The organism is Psychrobacter sp. AOP7-B1-24, from assembly GCF_052376215.1.
In the GTDB taxonomy this organism is placed as follows: Bacteria; Pseudomonadota; Gammaproteobacteria; order Pseudomonadales; family Moraxellaceae; genus Psychrobacter.
This window is the reverse complement of sequence record NZ_JBQSVL010000032.1, coordinates 1-20,642: the sequence shown is the minus strand read 5'-3', so window position 1 is coordinate 20,642 and position 20,642 is coordinate 1. Positions and strand designations below refer to the sequence as shown.

The 20,642-nt window shown below is 41.9% G+C and carries 16 protein-coding genes, 1 tRNA gene and 1 other RNA gene; 4 read left to right on the top strand and 14 right to left on the bottom strand.

What is annotated here, in order from left to right; genetic code table 11:
- Nucleotides 1-82 precede the first annotated feature (82 nt).
- From ACT3QP_RS08265 to coaD, 11 genes are all read right to left on the bottom strand, one after another.
- On the bottom strand, nucleotides 83-2,620 hold the full coding sequence (locus ACT3QP_RS08265; RefSeq protein ID WP_192992072.1) for a capsular polysaccharide biosynthesis protein: 2,538 nt from the start codon (nucleotides 2,618-2,620) through the stop codon (nucleotides 83-85).
- 60 nt (nucleotides 2,621-2,680) lie between these two features.
- Nucleotides 2,681-4,420 (bottom strand): polysaccharide biosynthesis/export family protein, encoded by a 1,740-nt coding sequence (locus ACT3QP_RS08260; RefSeq protein ID WP_444525136.1) that lies wholly within the window; start codon nucleotides 4,418-4,420, stop codon nucleotides 2,681-2,683.
- 55 nt (nucleotides 4,421-4,475) lie between these two features.
- A complete protein-coding gene (locus ACT3QP_RS08255; protein ID WP_444525135.1) occupies nucleotides 4,476-5,591 on the bottom strand; it encodes a capsule biosynthesis protein in 1,116 nt (371 codons plus the stop codon).
- On the bottom strand, nucleotides 5,560-6,198 hold the full coding sequence (locus ACT3QP_RS08250; protein WP_444525134.1) for an ABC transporter ATP-binding protein: 639 nt from the start codon (nucleotides 6,196-6,198) through the stop codon (nucleotides 5,560-5,562). The genes ACT3QP_RS08255 and ACT3QP_RS08250 overlap by 32 nt, the downstream gene beginning before the upstream one ends.
- 68 nt (nucleotides 6,199-6,266) lie before the next feature.
- Nucleotides 6,267-7,022, bottom strand: coding sequence for an ABC transporter permease (locus tag ACT3QP_RS08245; protein ID WP_444525143.1), 756 nt, complete (start codon nucleotides 7,020-7,022; stop codon nucleotides 6,267-6,269).
- Nucleotides 7,023-7,603: 581 nt separating this feature from the next.
- Nucleotides 7,604-7,680: transfer RNA gene (locus ACT3QP_RS08240), tRNA-Met, on the bottom strand.
- Between the two features lie 142 nt (nucleotides 7,681-7,822).
- Nucleotides 7,823-8,179, bottom strand: an RNA gene (rnpB, locus tag ACT3QP_RS08235) — RNase P RNA component class A.
- Nucleotides 8,180-8,265: 86 nt separating this feature from the next.
- Nucleotides 8,266-9,006, bottom strand: coding sequence for a dethiobiotin synthase (gene bioD / locus ACT3QP_RS08230; protein WP_444525133.1), 741 nt, complete (start codon nucleotides 9,004-9,006; stop codon nucleotides 8,266-8,268).
- Nucleotides 9,003-10,313 carry an adenosylmethionine--8-amino-7-oxononanoate transaminase gene (gene bioA / locus ACT3QP_RS08225; protein WP_444525132.1) on the bottom strand — a complete coding sequence of 437 codons (1,311 nt, stop codon included), beginning with the start codon at nucleotides 10,311-10,313 and terminating at the stop codon, nucleotides 9,003-9,005. The genes bioD and bioA overlap by 4 nt, the downstream gene beginning before the upstream one ends.
- A 55-nt stretch (nucleotides 10,314-10,368) precedes the next feature.
- On the bottom strand, nucleotides 10,369-10,617 hold the full coding sequence (locus ACT3QP_RS08220; protein ID WP_444525131.1) for a YfhL family 4Fe-4S dicluster ferredoxin: 249 nt from the start codon (nucleotides 10,615-10,617) through the stop codon (nucleotides 10,369-10,371).
- A 71-nt stretch (nucleotides 10,618-10,688) separates the two neighbouring features.
- Nucleotides 10,689-11,198: a pantetheine-phosphate adenylyltransferase gene (gene coaD / locus ACT3QP_RS08215; RefSeq protein WP_444525130.1), complete on the bottom strand. Its 510-nt coding sequence runs from the start codon at nucleotides 11,196-11,198 to the stop codon at nucleotides 10,689-10,691.
- A 242-nt stretch (nucleotides 11,199-11,440) separates the two neighbouring features.
- On the opposite strand from coaD, the gene smpB reads away from it, so the two are divergent.
- Nucleotides 11,441-11,917: an SsrA-binding protein SmpB gene (smpB, locus tag ACT3QP_RS08210; protein ID WP_444525129.1), complete on the top strand. Its 477-nt coding sequence runs from the start codon at nucleotides 11,441-11,443 to the stop codon at nucleotides 11,915-11,917.
- Between the two features lie 233 nt (nucleotides 11,918-12,150).
- Here smpB and rarD read toward each other — a convergent pair whose 3' ends face one another.
- Nucleotides 12,151-13,173 (bottom strand): EamA family transporter RarD, encoded by a 1,023-nt coding sequence (gene rarD, locus ACT3QP_RS08205; protein WP_444525128.1) that lies wholly within the window; start codon nucleotides 13,171-13,173, stop codon nucleotides 12,151-12,153.
- Nucleotides 13,174-13,636: 463 nt separating this feature from the next.
- Here rarD and ACT3QP_RS08200 point away from each other — a divergent pair, with 463 nt between their 5' ends.
- Nucleotides 13,637-14,104: an Lrp/AsnC family transcriptional regulator gene (locus tag ACT3QP_RS08200; protein WP_444525127.1), complete on the top strand. Its 468-nt coding sequence runs from the start codon at nucleotides 13,637-13,639 to the stop codon at nucleotides 14,102-14,104.
- Between the two features lie 205 nt (nucleotides 14,105-14,309).
- Here the strand turns inward: ACT3QP_RS08200 and ACT3QP_RS08195 are convergent, their stop codons facing one another.
- The gene (locus ACT3QP_RS08195; protein ID WP_444525126.1) at nucleotides 14,310-14,930 is read right to left on the bottom strand and encodes a hypothetical protein; all 621 of its coding nucleotides are present in this window, start codon (nucleotides 14,928-14,930) and stop codon (nucleotides 14,310-14,312) included.
- A 10-nt stretch (nucleotides 14,931-14,940) separates the two neighbouring features.
- Nucleotides 14,941-16,212: an ammonium transporter gene (locus ACT3QP_RS08190; RefSeq protein WP_225739138.1), complete on the bottom strand. Its 1,272-nt coding sequence runs from the start codon at nucleotides 16,210-16,212 to the stop codon at nucleotides 14,941-14,943.
- Between the two features lie 758 nt (nucleotides 16,213-16,970).
- On the opposite strand from ACT3QP_RS08190, the gene ACT3QP_RS08185 reads away from it, so the two are divergent.
- On the top strand, nucleotides 16,971-17,744 hold the full coding sequence (locus tag ACT3QP_RS08185; RefSeq protein WP_442069716.1) for a hypothetical protein: 774 nt from the start codon (nucleotides 16,971-16,973) through the stop codon (nucleotides 17,742-17,744).
- Between the two features lie 237 nt (nucleotides 17,745-17,981).
- Nucleotides 17,982-20,474 (top strand): YgiQ family radical SAM protein, encoded by a 2,493-nt coding sequence (locus tag ACT3QP_RS08180; protein ID WP_444525125.1) that lies wholly within the window; start codon nucleotides 17,982-17,984, stop codon nucleotides 20,472-20,474.
- Nucleotides 20,475-20,642: the final 168 nt, after the last annotated feature.

Sequence of the window (20,642 nt, the reverse complement as noted above, 5' to 3'; positions counted from 1 at the left end):
TAGCTAGGGTGTCACGACACAGAAACTACAAATGATTATACCGAAAAGCCCAATGTTTGTCGTACAGGATTTATGTAAGGCTCTAACGAGATACTTTACGTATAAGCTGCTGCCATTGATGACGCTGCTGCATAAAACGTATAGCAGCACGGCGTTTAAACCCTGTAGCCATTGTCGATACAACGGAGGTAACGGTCACGATTGAATGATTTCTATTGCCAGCTATTTTGGCTTGGGATGCTTCACTACAAAAGTCTTCAGGACAATCGGTATTTTTAGATGGGTACAAATAATTAATGACCTGCTCTACTTGCGCGAGCCCATAGCCATTTGGCAGGCGATATAGTGGATAACGGATAAGCACACAATATAACAGTTGCTCAAGCGTCAACGCTGTGTCTCGTTTACGTCTCTCTAAATATTTAGCTTTTGGTGATAACTGCGCATCAATATCTGTCGTTAAGCCCCAGCCAGCATAAAAAGGTAAGCCGTAACAAGTGACTTTCAAGCCACGAAGTAATGCCTCAAAACCTGTTAATGAACTAATAGTATGCACTTCATCAACACACTCTAGACAATCAGGCATGGCCGTATCATACGCAACCGCTTGCACATGATGCAAACATGATTCTGACACCTTACCAGCTCTTAGCCCTGCTTCCACATCAGGATGTGGCTTATAAATGAGATAAGCATTAGGATTGTCTTGACATACCCGAGCAATCAGATCTGTATTGGTTTTGATTGTTGAACCGCAGTATTGAACCGATAAATCATCTTCTACTTGACCAATAATAAGGATACGGCGTTTCTCAGATATCCTTGCCACTTGCATCCACGAATTCTGTTTGCTATCAACGCTAGCAATATCAGCACCAACATTATATTTACTCACTCGCTGCATCAGTAATTTGTCTTGAAGCGCTTTTATTCTTTTAATTTGATATGGCGTCAATGACTCGCAATTGCACAACAATGTCTCTAAATCTGAAGGCTGAGTGGCATCATAATAAATACCCTGCCTATCTATCACTACCGATAACGGTGCTAGTAAGGTTGCTCCCAAACCATTTGAGCGAATAAACCCATCTTCCATACAGTAAATATCAGGCTGCTCCGCCCGTTGATACTGTCGTTTTTTTTGTACTTGCTGGCGTTTGGCCAGCCCCCATACGAGTAGGGGCTGCTGATAGTTGACCCGAAAATGGTCTGGATGCAGCAAGTTTTTTAAACGTGGCTTTGGTTTGATAAATAATGTCGTGCGCGGAAAATCAACAAAATCTTTCACGAAAGGCAACTTCCAGCGGCTAAATTCATATACCGTCAAGTTACCGTCAAGGCGAGACTGCCAATGACGATTGGTCACCAACCAGTCAATCACCGTTCCAACCTCACACGCCTGTTTGGTTACTGGATCTACATAGCGGCTATAATCAATATAAGCGCTATAAAATAGGGTTTCTAATGTAGTATTGAGCGTTGTATTAGACACCGCAGACAATAAGGTTGAACGCAATTTTTTCTTGGTTTTTACTGAAGTACTCGCAAAGGCTTGACGGCGTTGTACAACCCTTTTAAGCAAACGTTTCGGTGCGCCACTATCGTCAGTAAGCCCCCAACCACTGTACCAATTGACGCCAAAACAATGCACCTTTTTACCAAGCATCAACGCCTCAAAACCCATATGTGAGCTGACCGTATAGACATGTTCCACTTGTTCTAATAGAGCAATAGGATTGAGTGATTGAGTTAATAAACGAACATTTTCGGGTAGTTTAAGACTGGTGAGATATCCTGATTTTGACGCAGGATGAGCTTTTATCCAAATATGGGCATTAGGATGATTGCGGCAAGCTGCTTTAAGCATCTGCTTAAATTGACGTTTATTAGCACCAGCACCTTTAATAGAAGCGTCACCAACCACTTGATCAATCAGTAAAACATGTGATTGCGGAGCATTTTTGACTGTATGAGAATCCTCTTGTCTAACTAAATCCTCTAATAATGGACAGTCAAGTATAGCGTTATATTTGCTGATTTTTTCATCACAGATACGTGCTATTAGTTGTTGAGCACGCTTTTCGTCTATTCTATAACGATTAGTAGTAGTCACATTTTTAGTACGCTCAACAATCAGCTGCTCGAGACGTGAACTACTTGCCAGATCAAAATAAATACCAATGTCATCAACCACCACACTCAAACCATGACGGCTACTGGTACCTGAATCTAAAGAGCGCAAAAAACCATCTTCGATACTTAAAGCGGCAAGGTTCTGCCGTGTGGCAACTCTATTAGCACGCTGATAACTTTTCTTATGTCCCCATCCGATAAAGGCATCGGGTAATGACTTTGATGAATAAAAAGACGTCTGTTTTTCTACATTTGAAAACGGCAACAAAGACCTATTACGGTTAGCGAAACGATATGTTAATCCTGACCACGGATACCAGCGTTTAATATCCGCTTGTAGGACTTCCGATAACAGCATATTATTTTGACGCATTCCCTTTCCAATGACTGCCAATCGCTTAGGTATTCCACGCTGGGTTGATGGCAAAAATAGCGCATTATCAGATGCAACTGACAGCTTGATTTCATCTGCTACGCTTTTTGCCATTCTCGATACCTTTAATTATTATTTCACATCAATCTATACATACAATTTTAAGCGTGATAGTTAAAACACAGCATTGGCTGCAACGGCCAACTGATAAAGCACCTGAGTGATACCACGAGCGATTTCTACACGCTTAGTTTTGACTTTTGGTAATACCATAATTTCATCACCCTGCTGGATACGGTAAGCAGTATTAACCACTTCATGTGTTCCATTTTGATGAACCACTAAAATATCTTCCATATCAGCATTATCACCAAAGCCACCAGAACTCGCAATATAGTCACCAACCGTGTAATCAGCATTGAAAGTTAGTGCACCTTGAGCACGCACTTGTCCGTTTACAGTAATGATAGAGGTTTGCGCAGGTATCTCAATAATATCACCTTGCTGCAAAATAATATCTTGCCAAGAATTTGGTACAACCACAATCCGACCGTCAGGCTCTACCTTACGTGCTTTGGCCACAAATTCTTTTACCAAAGCCGCATCATCTTGACGCAGTGCCGCTTCTTCTCGAGTGGTCGACTGAGTAGAGAGCGTCATCTCTTCTAAACGATCAAGCGACTCATTAATCATGGCTTTTTGTTGCGCCGCAACTGATTCACGGTAAATGGTTAAGTTATTGAGCGTGGCTAGTGAACTCGGTTGTAACTGCGGAATAATATCTTTTAGACGAGCACCATAAGGTACAACCATCGCGCCGTTTCCTGTGTGTGAACCCTTCACTTGCACAGCAATAGTACCCGCATAACGATCTGATGTTACGACCATCTGATCACCATTATAGACAGGGATATTTTGCGCCTCAGTTAACGAGTAATACTCTGCCGTCTGTGCACGTCCTGCACTACGAGTAATGCTAACATTGGTGGCATTTGCAGCTGGGTTAGCCACTTGTAATACATCACCAACCGTCAAGTCATTTACGTCAAACTCAAAGGTATATTCGTTTTGAACCTCTCCACTCACTTCAAAAGTTTTCTTTTGCGGCGAAACGGTTATTACATCACCATCACGAAAAGAGAATGACTGCAACTTACCAGCCAATAAAAAATCATATAAGTTGACTTGCTGTAGTAGCTGACCATTACGTTTGATCTGAATATCAATATAACTACCACGAGTTGGATCAACACCACCCGCTCTATCTAGATAAGACAATACTGAATCTGCAGCCAAACCACCATAATAACCAGGTTGCTTGACAAAACCGGTGACAAACACTTTAACAGGCTGTGCCTGCTCTAGCGAAGCATAAACACCAACGTTTGAACGATAAATACGACTGACAGCGCTTTGAACTACGTTTTGTAAATTACCATTTTGTACACCAGAGATACGTACTGGACCTACATTTGGCAAGAAAATATTACCTTGTGGATCAACCGTTGTGGTCGCTGCATATTGATAAGCACCCCACATCCTGACTTGGACATTATCACCAGGATTAATCACATAGCTGTCATTAAAAGTAGAGCCAGAAGTGGTCGAAAATGCGCCACGAAATAACTGCTCACCAAACATCATATCTTGAGTATCGATATCTTGATAAGGACGAGTGGTATTAATCACTGACTGACTGGGTAAGCTCGCCGCATTCACCGCTTCTTGAGTGGTTGCTTGAGCAGGTACACCGCCAGAAAATGCTTGTGTTGAAGCGTTGATAGTATTATTACTAGTACCAAAGCTAGACTCTGTAACTTGGCTAGCATCACTGCTTGCTGCCATCGCAGGCGTGCTCATTGCTATCATAGCCAAACTGATCATTATCACGATAGAACGTGGTTTCGTATTCATGCGTTTTATTCCTTTGCTGATCTATCGATCAGTACTGATATCTGGTTTATCAAAACTAGCTGCGATGGTCGCGAACCACTGCCATTACTAAGCGCACAAACCCGTAGAATATCAACAGCAATGCTAGAGATGTCAAAATGATGTAACCTCGGCGTGGATATAATGCTTCTTCAGCTTCATAAGGCGTAGAAATAACAATCAGATTTTTCATCTTTTTAAAAGCTTCTAAACGTGCCGTCTCAAGTGATGATAACGACAATTTATACAACTCAGTTGCAAACTCGACATCGGCTTTGATGGTTTCAAACTGTACGGCTTGACGGTTTAACTTGGTGGTATTCGGTGAGGTTAATTTGGTTTGCTCTTGGCGTGTTTGCTCCTCAATCGCTTTAATCTGACTTCTTAATGACACCACCTGTGGTGCATCTGGGTTCAGATAACTGAGTAGCTGACGCTCTTCCGTACGTAATGAACTCAACTGAGCTTGTAAGCTACCAATCAGCTGATTAACGATTTGCGCATTAGCTTCTGGGTCATAAATTTCATTTTCATTTTGATAATTTAATAGCTTTTCTTTGGTCTCATTTAAGCGTTCTTCTGCTTCATCCAACTGTGTTTCTGCAAACACCAACTGATCCTGAGCGACCTCTTGTGAAATACGGTTTACGAACTGTTCAGATTCATCCAAAATAGTTTTATTAAGCTCAAAAGCATACTTTGAATCAAACCCTTCTGTCGATACTGAAAGTATATAACTTTGTTCATCTAGGTTGATATGGACACGTTTTTTAAAGTACTCAAGCAACTCCTCTTGCGTGGCATCAGCTCTAAGCTCATTGATTGGATCTGAACCATCAACGTGATAAGCCTCACGAAACTTGAATTTTTTATCAAGACGTTTCACCATATCGTTTGACAAAATATATTCTGTCAAATAAGTTGCGTCTTCTTTGCTAGTGCTATTCACACCTAACAAAGCTGACAAACCGCCACCTGATGCCGTGTTGGTATCACTAACTTGTTTGACCACTACATTAGCGGTCGACGTATATCGTGGATGGGCAAATATCATGACATAAGATATCACTAATACCCAAGGGATAATCACCAAGCCAATGAACAGCGAGAAGCTAACGACTTTACTTTTTTGCTTTGTGGATATGCTTTTCATAAACTTCAATCGCTTCTGTTGTATCGTCAAAGACATGTGCTGTTTGATCCATTAACACAATACCAATATCACAATTTCGCTTAATATCACCAATATTATGCGACACTATTAGAAATCCTGCCTGTTCACGCCGCGCAGCCAATATCTCTTCACTACGCTTACGAAACGCAGCGTCACCGACAGCGCCCGCTTCATCGAGCATATAATAATCAAAATCAAAGGCCAAACTTAGCCCAAAGGTTAAGCGCGCTTTCATCCCTGACGAATAGCTTTTGACTGGCATATCAAAATAGCTACCAATGTCTGCAAACTCTTCGACAAATCTGATTTTTTCATCAATATAAGGGCCGCTTGAGTATAAACGACAAACAAAACGAACATTCTGACGGCCCGTCAAGCTACCCTGGAAACCACCTGCCACACCGACTGGCCACGAAATCGTCGAATCAGTAATAATCTCTCCATGATCTGGTTGATCAAGACCACATATAATGCGTAGCAAGGTTGACTTACCCGCACCATTACGACCAAGCAAACCAACACTTTGTTTATCACCAATAGTCAGATTTAAATCTTTAAACAGATAATGCCGACCCTTCTTGGTCATAAATGACTTAGAAACATTTCTCACTTCAATCACTTATTTACCTTTTTATATAGCTTATATGGTTACATCTAACGAGAGCGAATCATGTCACGCTCAGCATATTTATAGAGCAGTAATCCTAAAAAATTTACCGCAAACATCCATTTCAAAAAATAGCCTATATCAATATGATATACAGGATAGTTAGGAGCAAATGCATGTCTCATAAGCTCAATATTATGAATAAAGGGATTGTATAAAAGATAGCTAAAATAAGGCTCAGGAATAATATGAATTGGATAAATAATACCTGATGTGAAATATAGTATTGTAAATACAATCGTTATTACTTTACTGATTTCACCACCATAGTAACCAACAACCATCATAATGAGAGCAACACCAAAACTAAATATAAAAAGCGTTATCCAACAAAATAGGACAATATGTAAACTCTCTAAGCTGGCATATATATCAAAAAAAGCCAAACCCAATAATAATAATATAGATGTAAAAAAATAAATGACCAATTCCAAGAACGAGCGAGCTATGATCACATCAATATGGCGAATGGATCGGTACATCAATAAGCCTTTGTTGGCTTCAACAGCGCCTAACGCTCTTGTCGCTATTTTTTGAAACATGCGAAAAGGCACCATTCCTGCTACTAAAAACAAGGAAAAGTCCATTCCTGGTACTAAGCGCTCTCTGATAGCACCAAAAATCACTAAAAATATAAGCACCTGAAATAATACTTCGAGTGGCGCCCATAAATAACCCAAACGGTAGCCACCGAAACGGGTTTGTAGCTCACGCATCAATAAAGCATGAAAGGCTGCACCCATGACTTTGAGGCCGCTTCGATGCTTGATAGGACGATAAGGAGGTAGTTGTACAGACATGACGTTACAGAACTTTATCGAAAACAGCCACTATGATAAGTAAGCGCGACATAAGTTACAACAATTAATCTGTACCGGAACAGATAAACCTATGATTTAGTAAGAAATCGGTAGGTAATTATAACGCATCATCAACAAAACCAAAAATTCATCTTAGCTACAGTCAAAGAACTCTGAAACGGCTATAGAGAAGCCGAACTGTATATTAGGGTGTGTCCTCATTTTAAAAATGGTGATAAAAATGAGATAAATTGTAGTCAAACAAGGAAAATAGCACAGATAATATCGAGATATTAGTCAGCTATTTGACGCCGTTTGGCAAGATTTAGCCATTTTTAACCCATTTAGATGGCTATCGATTGAATTGAGGACACGCCCTAGTACCTTTCAAGACAATAGAGATTTAGTAGTTTACTGACTATGTCTATCAAGTATAAATTCGAGTCGCTTATTTTAGGCAAAAAAAAACCAATCTCGAAAGATTGGTTTTTAGCTGGTACTAAAATAAACAAAGTACCTATATATGGTGGCGATGAAGAGACTTGAACTCTTGACCTCACGATTATGAGTCATGCGCTCTAACCAGCTGAGCTACATCGCCATTTTAGGTTGGGTATTATGCCCAAGCAGATGACTGTCGTCAACCCCTAATGAGCATTATTTCCAAATAATTTAGCCTAATACTAAGAAACAGCCATTAACAATCAATAGTGAGCTTTTAATATTTTTTAGACCATTAAAAAAGGTTTGGTAAACCGATAAGCCGGGTTCTGTCGTGGACAATCATTCCTCTAGGCGTATCATCGCTAATACGCTCAAGCAACCTACCCGCATCGAACGCGGGCCGCGCCATGCCGATGCCTATTTGGTCTTGCTACGCGTGGAGTTTACCATGCCGTGAGATGTTGCCATTCACGCGGTGCGCTCTTACCGCACCCTTTCACCCTTACCTCGCTTGCGCGGGGCGGTCTACTCTCTGCTGCACTGGTCGTCAAGTTACCCTGCCCAGCCGTTAGCTGGCACGCTGCCCTATGTAGCCCGGACTTTCCTCCCCTGCATGTCTGTTGCCAGTATGCAGCGGCGATTGCCTAGTCTACCAAGCGCGCTAGTATAGCAAACATATTGACTTATTGGGAATGTCATTTAAGGTTATTTGTAGCTCTAAAAAAAATGGCTTGAAAACAACTTAAACAAACCTTTTTGGCAAGGTGAGATAAGAATCTTTTGAAGCGCTTTTATTGTTATTTAATTCATTTGTTTTTATGACAGGCAACTGTAGCCAATGCGCTGTTGGATAATGCTGCTTTAGATAGCTTTGTAAAAAATCGATAGTAGCGTTCGCTATTTCGGCATCGGTATTGTCAGTATCGTCATGAAGATGATTATAAATAACGCTATGTACAGGTAACCCACGTGCTTTTATTGCTTCTAAACTCAGTAACGTATGATTGATACTTCCCAAACGACCAGAAGTGACCAAAATAACCGGATAATCTTGAGTAGCAATATAATCTAAAATTAATAACTGCTCCGTTATTGGTACGAGCAACCCACCAGCACCTTCTAGTAATACCAAGTCATACTCCGCTTGCAATCGTGTGGTAGCATTAGTGATCACTTCAGAATCTAGCACCTGTCCTGATAATCGAGTCGCTAAGTGCGGTGATGCAGGCTTTTCATAGCGATAAGGACAAGTGGTAAAATCAAGATCACAGGGCTGTAGCGAAATGTCCATTAGTTGACGATGAGTAATAATATCGTCAGCAATGTCCATCTCGCCAGTATCGATATTCATCGTCACGCCCGTTTGTACTAGCTTTTGAGTGATGACGTTGATGCCTTGCTGCATTAATGATTTGGCAATCATACCAGTGGCATAAGTTTTACCGATATCGGTATCGATACCTGAAACAAATAGCACACTCATGGCTGACCTCGTTTGTCTAAATACATCCGCACCACTTTCAGTAGCATCTGGCACAACCTAATCAGCTCGTCATCAGTAATCACATAAGGCGGCATGATATATACTAATTTACCAAATGGCCTAACCCAAATACCATTCTCAATCAATAAAGCCTGAAAGATGGGCATATCAACAGCGTCATGTAACTCAATCACAGCGACAGCACCCAAACAACGTACCTCAGCAACACCCTCTAGCAGCAAAGCCGGTGCTAACTGCTGCTCCATAGTCCGTTGCATATTTGCAGTAAGCGCTTCAATGTCATAAGACATGATCAAATCAATCGATGCACACGCGACAGCGCACGCCAATGGATTACCCATAAAAGTCGGACCATGCATGAGTGCTGGATAGTCACTATTATGGATAGTGTCAGCAATTTTGCGCGTACATAGCGTGGCGGCAAACGTCATGTAACCGCCAGTCAGCGCTTTACCAATGGTCATAATATCCGGGCTAATATTAGCGTGCTCACACGCAAATAGCTTACCACTGCGACCAAAACCAGTGGCGATTTCATCAGCAATCAGTAGTACATCGTGCTCATCGCACAGTTGACGCAGCAGTTGCAAATAGTCAGGACTATAAAAACGCATACCGCCTGCGCCCTGAATAACGGGTTCGATAATAAACCCTGCCAACTTATCGCTGTGCTTATCAAAAAATGTTATTAGTGCAGCGCGATCAGATTCTGTTAAAGCTCGCTCAAAACCTAACATTGGTGCTGGGACAAAGTGCTGCATTGGCAACTGTTTACCATATAAACTGTGCATACCATTAATAGGATCACAAATACTCATGGCATGCCACGTATCACCATAATAACCAGAGTGTGTAGAGGCAAATTGCTTTTTGTTTGGGCGATTGGCTGCCACTTGATATTGCAACGCCATTTTTAAAGCGACTTCTACCGCGATGCTGCCACTATCCGCATAAAAAATGGCATCTAAGCCTTTAGGTACGATAGACAGTAATTTTTTGCCCAAATCGATGGCAGGTTGATGCGTCAAGCCGCCAAACATCACGTGCGCCATTTTACCCAATTGCTTGGTAATAGCGTCGTTCAATTTTGGATGATTATAGCCATGTACGCTTGCCCACCACGATGACATGCCATCAATAAGATGCGTGCTATCTTCGGTAATGATATAAATACCTTCGGCACGATCAATAACGATATTTGGATAAGTAGGTGGCAGGCTGGCATATGGATGCCAAAGGTGCTGCTGATCAAAATCACTGATCTCTTGAGCAATATTTATTGTCATTGTCTTTTCCCTAAGACATCGTAGATTTAGATCTCATCAATCATGTATGAAAGCGCTATTGACCAGTAATACGTTTGTATTTAGACAACAAATCACTTTGCGATTCAACATGGTTAGGGTCATGCGGAATACAGTCAATCGGACAAATCACCACGCACTGCGGCTCGTCAAAGTGCCCAACACATTCGGTACATAAGTCTGGGTCGATGACGTAAATATCGTCACCCTCTGAGATGGCTTCATTAGGGCACGCAGGCTCGCACACATCACAGTTGATGCACTCATCAGTAATCAATAGCGCCATAAACTGCTCCTCACGGTTTTATTTCTAGCTTATATGCTGTGGTTACACGCTTATTAAAAGGCGATATGATGCTAAATTATCAGTTTTTTTGTAAAAGCATCAGACACACAGGTGGGTACAAACTTAGTGACATCACCGCCAAGCTTGGCGATTTCGCGAATCATGGTCGATGAGATGAAGGAATAGTTCGGCGCAGGCGTTAAGAAGACCGCCTCAAAGTTTTCATCAAGCTCACGGTTCATATTGGCTAGCTGAAACTCATACTCAAAATCTGACATAGCCCGTAAACCACGCAAAACAGCATTAGCACCTTGCGCTTGCATAAATTCGACGAGCAAACCCTCAAATCCGACCACGGATACTTGTGGTAAATCAGCGAATACGGTTTCGACTAGGGCGACACGTTCTTCGAAGTCGAACAATGGTTTTTTATGATGCCCTGAAGCAACGGCAATCACTACCTCGTCAAATAACTTGGTGGCACGTGTGACTAAATCGACATGACCATTGGTAATGGGGTCAAAAGTACCGGGATATAAAATTTTGGTGTGCAAACGAGATTTGGTAGTAGGATGGCTCATGGCAGGGCTAATATAGTCGTTAAGATTATTGCATATGCTAACAAACTTTGTCTGCATTTAACACTTATCTGCTACATTTGTCCTAACAGCTGACTTACATTTTTAACAAAGGCTTTGCTACAATGGTTGGTTCGACTCATCCTGCTTATTTTTAAATAAAAAACACGCCGAACAAGCGGATCAGGATGAGGAATTATAAGTGAGGACACGATATTGTCCTTAGAAATCCTTACGAGGAAACCATGTCAAAGAAATCAAAAAAGCCTGACAATCAGATATGCGCCAATAAAAAGGCACGCCATGAATACTTTATTGAAGAATCATTTGAGGCAGGTCTTGCCCTACAAGGCTGGGAAGTAAAAGCCATTCGTGCTGGCAAAATGACGATTACCGAAGCCTATGTGATATTTCGCAATAACGAAGCATTCTTGTTTGGGGCGCACATTCAGCCGCTGATATCTAGCTCAACGCACGTTAGCCCAGACAGCATTCGTACTCGTAAGCTGCTGCTCAACCGCCGTGAAATCGAGAAACTCTCTGGGGCAATCAATCAAAAAGGTTATGCTTGTGTGCCGTTGTCTTGCTACTGGAAAAACTCACTGGTGAAATGCCAAATTGGTCTTGCTTTGGGTAAAAAGCAGCATGATAAACGTAAAACCTTAAAAGACCGTGACTGGGAACGTGATAAGCAGCGCGGCTTTAAGCAACATTTGGATTAATATAGTCAAATCTACTATAAAGGTGTTACAGCGTTAACTTCGCTTGAAGTATGTTATATACATCTGCGCTCAGTTACCTTGTACCACCTCTAAATTGAATTGACGATAGCTCCCTTAAACGAACTAAATTTAATCTAAACGCAAAGGCTGATTCAGCATAATTTTGAATCAGCCTTTTTTGGTTTTTCTCTCATTTATCTTTTATACAGTACGGTCAACGTTTACTGAATCTCTTAAGCGGTTTGTTCTTGTATTGCCGATTTTATATCGCGGCGCGCACGGCGTAGTTGGCGCACTCCATGTGCAATCAGACAAGCAATACCCAACCAAATTAGACCGTAGCTATATATCATTGAAGACTCAAAAGGATTACCTAGAACCGTAATTGCCAATATAAACAATAGCGCAGGCTCCAAATAGCTCATCATGCCATACACATTGACGGGTAATAGTTGACTGGCATCTACATTGGTTTTCATCGCCAACACACTTAATATACCTAGCCCTATCAGCATCATGATAAAAAATCCAGAACCACTCACCAAATCCACACTACTGGGTGCAAAAAAGAACAAGTAAGCGACCGCAAAAGGTACAAAAATAGTTAAGTCGACCAACAATCCAGTCACCGCGCCGATACCTTGCAGACGACGCAAAATATAATACATAGGATACGTTCCGCATACCCAAAGCGTGGCCCATGATATGCTTTGAGTACGTACAATCTCACTCCCAACCCCCACTGCTGCAAAGCCTACTGCTAACCACTGTAACCTGCTGAGTTTTTCACCGAATAATACACAACCAAATACCACCATCATGAGTGGAAACAAGAAGTATCCCATTGCGGTCTGTACACCTTGGCCATTAACTGGCGCCCACATAAATAGCCAAAACTGGCTGAGAAATATTGGCGTCGGTAATAACAGCCAAGCCCACTGCTTAACCGTACGCAGTGCTTTTAATTTATCAATATGCAACCCTAAGCGTCCGCTAATGACCAAATAACCAATAAGTGCTGCCCACATGGCTAACATACGCCAGATAAATACTTGCGTGCCTGATAACGGGGCTAAAAAGCTACTGTATGCGTAAAGTACGCCAAACAAAACATTAGACAATACAGCCAGTACCACACCTAATATTAAAGTACGCTGCTGTGTGCTACCTGCTGTCCAAATAGCATGCAAAGGCAAGCGTGAAGCCATGGTGTTTACTGTATTAGCAAACGTATTAGATAACATCGAAATAGACATGAGCAGCACCATAAAATAGTAAAGATTAAACCAATCAGCTGCTAGCTCAACGATATAATCGGCTAGCTTTGGGTTGATACGGTCTATTTTACGCAGGTGCTTTGATATATTATTTCTTTATAGGTATTAATATGAATAAATTTATCATAATAATAGTTAATAAATGAATTATTTATCAACTTATGAGTAATACTGATAATATGACTATTAGTCTAGGGTGTGTCCTCATTTTAAAAATGGTGATAAAAATGAGATAAATTGTAGTCAAACAAGGAAAATAGCGCAGATAATATCGAGATATTAGTCAGCTATTTGACGCCGTTTGGCAAGATTTAGCCATTTTTAACCCATTTAGATGGCTATCGATTGAATTGAGGACACGCCCTAGGGAGTATTCGCATCTTAAAGACACTTTCGAGCACATCACCATAAGCTGAGAGAAACTCAGATTGAGAGACAAACCATGAGCCATACCTTAGATGACATTGATAAAACCATTTTAAATTTATTGCAGGACGATGCCACCCTGCCGCTCAAAGCCGTGGCAGAACGAGTTCATGTTTCTATCGCCACTGCGCAGCGTCGCATTCAGGTGTTAACCAGCACTGGCGTCATTACCAAGCAAGTGGCTATCGTAAACCCTGATAAAGTTGGCTACGGTTTAACGGCTATAGTGATGATAGAAATGGAGCGCTCTAATACCTCGATGCAGCATCGATTCGAGCGCTTGATGGAAGCACAGCCACGGGTCATGAGCTGTTATGAAGTATCTGGTGATTTTGATTTTATGTTAATGGTCAACGCCAAAAACATGAGCGACTATCACCAATTTACCAGAAATTTACTGACCTACGAGAATAACGTACGCAATTTTAAAAGCCAGTTTGTCATGAACTTTACCAAGAGTGGCACAAAGATATTGCTGGACTAGGGCGTGTCCTCATTTTAAAAATGGTGATAAAAATGAGATAAATTGCCGTCAAACGAGGAAAACAGTGCAGATAATATCGAGATATTGACCAACTATTTGACAATGTTTGGCAAAATTTAGCTATTTTTAGCCCATTTAGAGGACACTCGTTTGAATTGAGGACACGCCCTAGCACTTACCTGAAGGACTGATTGGCTATTATCAATTAAAACAACCTCTCAACAATATCTTTCGGATGGCTTTGTTTGGCAATATCTGCCACCCGAAACAGTATTTCATCAGCATCAACAGGACCTAGCATGTCACACAGACACACATAAGCCAGTTGAACGATATGATTCAAAAGTTCTGTAGCATCAGGCACCTCTGGTCGACCGCCTTCCAAAAACTGATTAATGTTGACAGTATGCCCTCTAAAGGTGCGTTCTCTTGCAACCATTTGGTGCAAATTATGAAAAAAATTACGATTATGAGATTTCGTTAACTGACTACCTATTGCCTCAATCACAGTATAAAAAGCCAAAGCAGACTCATTGGTAGACTCTTGTTTATTAATATCATCACTATCAGTAGTAGTCACTCCTTGTAGATTATCTGCTGTCATCGTATCCCAAAAGCCTTTACGAATATCAGACTTATGTTCTTTTAACTCAGGATAACGCCTCGTTGCCTCTAGAATACACTGCTGCATCATCTTTACAGAAACCCTTGAGTACTGTTGCCACTGCGTTGTGAGCAGCCTCACTTCTTCAGGATCTAGATACTTTGCAAGTACCACTGCCATCGCGGATACAGTCTGATTTACTGATTGAGTATCGATATTCATCCCTGTTCTCCTATAAATGGCGTTCTGTTAAATTTTTAGCATCAAACATTTGCTTTTGAAACTCTGGATAACCGATTTCTGCATGCTCGGTATAGTCAAGACCACGCTGCTCATGTAAACGACTGGCTTTTAAGCCAAAGCCTAAGTCAATCAGTTTATACATGACAAGCCCCAAGCCAAGACCCCAAACAAGTGCCATGCCCACACCCAATACTTGTACACCGACACGTGATAGATTGAATAGGTCATCGGTATAAAATAACCCTGCTGCTAGCGTACCCCATACGCCACCAAAGCCATGAACAGCCACCGCTGATACCACATCATCAATCTGTCGCTTTAATAAAGCTTGTGTTGATAGTATATAAACCACGGCAGCGACCAAACCAATAATGACGGCAAAAATAGGCGTCGTCGTCGCACACCCTGCAGTAATAGACACCAAACCAATTAGACTGGCATTGACACTATCACTAAGCAAAATAGCCTTCTTAAATGCTTTGGATATCAGCATATAACTAATCACAGCACTGATTGCTGCTACAAAAGTATTGACCGCAATTAAACCGATATTGCCCGTGATCGATAAGGTGGATCCTGCATTAAACCCAAACCAACCAAACCATAAGATAAAGCCGCCAAGCGCTAGCAATGTCATATTATGACCCGCTATCAATCGTGGCGTACCATCAGGTGCAAAACGCCCCATTCTTGGTCCAATCACCAAAATACCTGCTAGTGCCAGCCAGCCACCTATCGAATGAACAACCGTAGAGCCCGCAAAATCAATAAAGCCAAGCTCAGCTAGCCAACCAGCGCCTCCAAAGTAGCCACCCCATACCCAACTGGCAAATACAGGATAAATAAATAGACAAATTAAGCAGGCAGCAACCGCATAACCTATAAACGATACACGTTCAGCCATAGCACCACTAGCAATCGTGACGGCAGTTGCAGCAAACATCATTTGGAAAAACATCAACGCCCAATCCATGTTGGACAACGCGACTGGCATAAAGTGATCGGTGCCAAAAAACCCTGAGTTATTGCTACCCATCATCAAACCAAAACCCACCAGATAAAAGGCCAAACCACCGATACACATATCGGTATAGTTTTTCATCATCACATTAACCGCGTTTTTTGCACGCACCGAACCGCTTTCTAACAAAGCAAAACCTGCCTGCATAAAAAACACCAGCACACCGCCCCATATAATCCAAGCAACATTTTGATATTCAAGTAGCTGTGCCACTGTCAGTGTTGCCTCTTCTGCAGCCATTGCACTAGCCATTGTTCCATATATCACAGCACTGATTAGGAATGCTTTAGAGCACAATGACTTACATAAAACAAATATCTCATTCCAGCTAAAATGTAATGTCCTCACTCACTTATCTCCAAACAATAGTTTTATTTATATAATCTGTATTACTATATTCTGTTATGAGCTTATCTAAATAAGTCAGCCCTAATAACGAGCAAGCAAAGCATGTGCCACATACATTCACTTATCAGAACATAAAGCTGGCTATTATCGATAAAAACACTCACTTATTCAGGCAGTGTCTATTTACCCTTACGCCACTGATTTATGACAGAGACATACAAAATACTGAAGTGTGGTCACTGTGAGAACGGAGATAGCAATGAGATAAATGTTAGAAAAACTAGGAAAGTCATAGAGAGAATACTAAGATATTAGTAAATTGCTTGATACATTTTGGTTAAATCTTAGCTATTTTTAGCGCACTCAAGGTGTGATACTCAGATGAGTTACATATCCATAAGGTGCTTGTTTTTATCATTGAATCTCAATGATGAGTAGATAAGTTATATCCAAACCATGTAATATATCAACGTAAGTTTGATAATAAGCACTAACCAAACATTTTATATAGCTATTTCAATATAATTTGGGTACAAGAAACAAGAAAGCTGAGTGCAAGCACTACACATAGTAGACTCAGCAAAGCTGATACCGTATCCAATTTATAAAGGATTGATGATAGTCACTTATCTTAGACAAGGAACCAAAGCATGACTCAGCATAAAGGTACACCTTCAGACAAACCAAAAAGCACTAGCAACAAGCGCACTACTGCACTATCAACTAAATTCAATACCAAAACAGTAATTATGAGTGCCTCATTGGCAGCATTGCTCGTAACATCGGGCTGCGCCACCAGCTCATTATTGGAAAAAGACAGTTATAGCAGTACGAGTACCACAAAAAATGTATTGTCTGAAGATCAAATCATCGCTTTTGGTCGTCCTGCGCAAGCGTTGCCAAAAATGCCAAATGCATCCATGGTTATCGTTGGTGAGAAAAACAGCTATGTGCTGAGCCAAGGTGGGACAGAGATGATCAGCTTACTAGGTAGCTTGACGCCTAAAAACATCCAAGTCGATAACGATATGAACTTTTATGTGCCGAACAACGATGGGTATTTCCAAGGAGAGATGAAGCTCTCTTATGCCAAGTTAAAAGACGAATTTAAACGTTCTGATTATCAGTTCTTTTTACAGAATGGTGGTACAGAATGTACCTCAGCCAGTGACAAACGCATCAATGCTCAACGCTTTTGTTTTAGCGTCCCTGTCAAAGGCGCTATCTATCCGCAAGTCAGTAATTTGAGCATGATTCAGTCAAATTATCGCGCTTTATCTAAGCCTTATATGGTGAGCTTTTATTCAGAAACCACGCAAAGCCATGTGTCTAGTAGCGGTGCAAACACGGCGCAAAAGCTCGTATTGCTACCTTTTGCCCTAGCGTTTGACGTGGTTACTTTCCCACTTCAGCTATTAGAGTAGTTAGTTTTCTGTACTTATGACAGGGTACATCAAGAATAACGGGTTAAATAAAAAAGGTTTCTAAAAATTTGGAAGCCTTTTTTTATAGATTATCTTACGCTATCAATGACTTATCGCTAATCGTTATGACATCATGAGTTGAATTCATGTTAAAATGAGCACTTTTAAATAAGCCGTTAATATTTTTAATAAATAACGGCTTTTTTTAGTGCCATTTTCTATTCAACAGGTCCGCCCATGTCAGCTGATACCATCGCCCGCACCGCCTTTAAACAAGGCACAAAACCTCTTTACGATTACGACAAACACTGGGCGAGCTGCTACGAGCCTGCACCATATCTGCCTATGAGTCGCAAAGAAATGGACGATCTAGGCTGGGATGCCTGTGATGTCATTATCGTTTCAGGTGACGCTTATGTCGATCACCCAAGCTTTGGCATGGCGATCATTGGACGTCTGCTAGAGTCGCAAGGGTTTCGCGTGGGTATCATTGCCCAGCCAGACTGGAAGAGCAAAGACGCCTTTATGGAATTGGGCAAACCTGTTTATGCTTATGGCGTGACCGCAGGCAACATGGACAGCATGATCAACCGCTATACAGCCGATCGCAAGATTCGTAGCGATGATGCCTACTCTCCAGGTAATGTCGCCAATAAACGTCCTGACCGTGCCGCTATCGTCTATAGCCAGCGCTGCCGCGAAGCCTATCCTGATGTGCCTATCATCTTAGGTGGTATCGAAGGCAGCCTACGCCGCATCGCTCATTATGATTACTGGTCAGATAAAGTACGCCGTAGTATCTTAATGGATGCGCGTGCCGATGTTTTATTATATGGTAATGCTGAGCGCGCCATCGTCGATGTGGTACATGGCTTGGCAAAAGGCTATAGCTTTGAGCAAATGAGTAAGCTGCGTGGTACGTCGTACCTGTTGACGCCGACACGCCGCCATTGGCAAAAAGGTATGACAGAAGTCGCCAGTAATGATGTCGATACAGTCGGTCGTGTGGATCCGATTATTAATCCTTATGTGATGACAGAAGATGTCGATCAGTGCTCAATTGAGCAAGAAAAACCAAGCGACTCGCCCGTTGGGCAGGCCATGCCGTCGTCTATGTCATCCATGTCATCACAATATCAAGGCTTTGTGGCCGAGCCGGTTACAGACAAAGTTATCAACGCCGACCAAGTAGACACCGATACCCAAGTGGTGCAAATGCGCGGCTTTGATACTGCCGCTGGCAGAAATAATAAGCCGATGACCGCCCGCAAGCATAAGCTAAAAATGCCACCACGTGAAGAGACCGTCATCCGTCTGCCTGATTATGAGCATGTCAAATCTGACCCAGTACTTTATGCTCATGCCAACCGTATCTTGCATCTTGAGACCAATCCGGGTAATGCCCGTGCGCTCGTGCAGCGTCATAGTAGCGGTGCGGGTAACTCGCACACTTCAATCGATGTATGGCTGAACCCACCACCAGTGCCACTCTCGACCGAAGAGATGGATTATGTGTTCGATCTGCCTTATGCACGTCTGCCGCATCCAAGCTATGGTGGTGCGCGTATCCCTGCTTATGACATGATTAAGTTTTCGGTCAATATTATGCGCGGCTGTTTCGGCGGTTGTACGTTCTGCTCAATCACTGAGCACGAAGGTCGTATTATCCAAAACCGCTCAGAAGACTCAATCCTGCGTGAAGTCGAAGCCATTCGTGATACTGCGCCTAACTTCACTGGTGTGATATCTGACCTTGGTGGTCCAACTGCCAATATGTATCGTCTAAACTGTAAAGATGAGACGATTGAAAAGAACTGCCGTAAGCCGTCTTGTGTCTATCCTGACGTCTGCGAAAACCTAATTACTGACCACAGTAATTTGACTAAGCTATATCGCAAAGCGCGTGATATTAAAGGTGTGAAAAAGATTCTTATTGCCTCTGGACTGCGTTATGACTTGGCAGTAAAAGACCCTGAATACGTCAAAGAGTTGGTCAGTCATCATGTCGGTGGTTATCTAAAGATTGCCCCAGAACATTCAGAAGACAACGTATTATCAAAAATGATGAAGCCGGGTATGGGCTCATACGATAAATTCAAAGCCATGTTTGAGCAGTACAGCCAAGAAGCTGGCAAAGAGCAATACCTGATTCCTTATTTCATCGCGGCGCATCCCGGCACCAAAGATGAAGACATGATGAACCTTGCGCTTTGGCTAAAAAGCCATGGCTACCGCGCTGACCAAGTACAGGCATTTTATCCTAGTCCAATGGCGACAGCGACTACCATGTACCATACGCACAAAGATCCATTACATAAAGTGAGCCGTGCTGAAGGTGACATGGATATTGTCAAATCTGGCAAGCAGCGTAAACTGCATAAAGCGTTTTTGCGCTATCATGATCCAAAAAACTGGGTAATGCTACGTAAAGCTTTGCAAGACATGGGACGTAGTGACTTGATTGGTAAAAACCGTGGATGCTTGATTCCACCATTTAACGCCAGTTTAGAAGGTCGTGATGCAGCCCAAGACAGCTATCAGTCCGCACGTAAAAAGAACAGTCGTCAGGGTAACGACTCGGTGAAGCGTAACAGTAACTCGTCAAATAGCAATGCCTCTACTCAAGGCGCTGCGGGTAAAAATACAGACAGCAAAAATACCAAAAAGCGTGTCAGCAAGGGTAACTTCCAAACTCAACATACCGGTCTGCCACCACGCAAAACCAAGTAATGATTGTTTGGTTTAACCAGTAACAACATTTTAGTAAAGCTCAATGACACAAAAAAACGCTTATCGATTAAAAGTCGATAAGCGTTTTTTTATGTATAAGACTATTTATAGCCAGGATCATTGAATACTTTAGGTATCTTGTAAGGCACTCAAAATTAGACATTACAT

Bases quoted from the DNA above. Each gene is read 5' to 3' on its own strand.
- ACT3QP_RS08195 (WP_444525126.1), bottom strand. From the start codon at position 14,930: ATGAATATCGATACTCAATCAGTAAATCAGACTGTATCCGCGATGGCA.
- ACT3QP_RS08180 (WP_444525125.1), top strand. From the start codon at position 17,982: ATGTCAGCTGATACCATCGCCCGCACCGCCTTTAAACAAGGCACAAAA.
- bioA (WP_444525132.1), bottom strand. From the start codon at position 10,313: ATGACAATAAATATTGCTCAAGAGATCAGTGATTTTGATCAGCAGCAC.
- smpB (WP_444525129.1), top strand. From the start codon at position 11,441: ATGTCAAAGAAATCAAAAAAGCCTGACAATCAGATATGCGCCAATAAA.
- rarD (WP_444525128.1), bottom strand. From the start codon at position 13,173: ATGTCTATTTCGATGTTATCTAATACGTTTGCTAATACAGTAAACACC.
- ACT3QP_RS08255 (WP_444525135.1), bottom strand. From the start codon at position 5,591: ATGAAAAGCATATCCACAAAGCAAAAAAGTAAAGTCGTTAGCTTCTCG.
- ACT3QP_RS08220 (WP_444525131.1), bottom strand. From the start codon at position 10,617: ATGGCGCTATTGATTACTGATGAGTGCATCAACTGTGATGTGTGCGAG.
- ACT3QP_RS08260 (WP_444525136.1), bottom strand. From the start codon at position 4,420: ATGAATACGAAACCACGTTCTATCGTGATAATGATCAGTTTGGCTATG.
- ACT3QP_RS08185 (WP_442069716.1), top strand. From the start codon at position 16,971: ATGACTCAGCATAAAGGTACACCTTCAGACAAACCAAAAAGCACTAGC.
- ACT3QP_RS08250 (WP_444525134.1), bottom strand. From the start codon at position 6,198: ATGACCAAGAAGGGTCGGCATTATCTGTTTAAAGATTTAAATCTGACT.
- bioD (WP_444525133.1), bottom strand. From the start codon at position 9,006: ATGAGTGTGCTATTTGTTTCAGGTATCGATACCGATATCGGTAAAACT.
- coaD (WP_444525130.1), bottom strand. From the start codon at position 11,198: ATGAGCCATCCTACTACCAAATCTCGTTTGCACACCAAAATTTTATAT.
- ACT3QP_RS08190 (WP_225739138.1), bottom strand. From the start codon at position 16,212: ATGGCTGCAGAAGAGGCAACACTGACAGTGGCACAGCTACTTGAATAT.
- ACT3QP_RS08245 (WP_444525143.1), bottom strand. From the start codon at position 7,022: ATGGGTGCAGCCTTTCATGCTTTATTGATGCGTGAGCTACAAACCCGT.
- ACT3QP_RS08265 (WP_192992072.1), bottom strand. From the start codon at position 2,620: ATGGCAAAAAGCGTAGCAGATGAAATCAAGCTGTCAGTTGCATCTGAT.
- ACT3QP_RS08200 (WP_444525127.1), top strand. From the start codon at position 13,637: ATGAGCCATACCTTAGATGACATTGATAAAACCATTTTAAATTTATTG.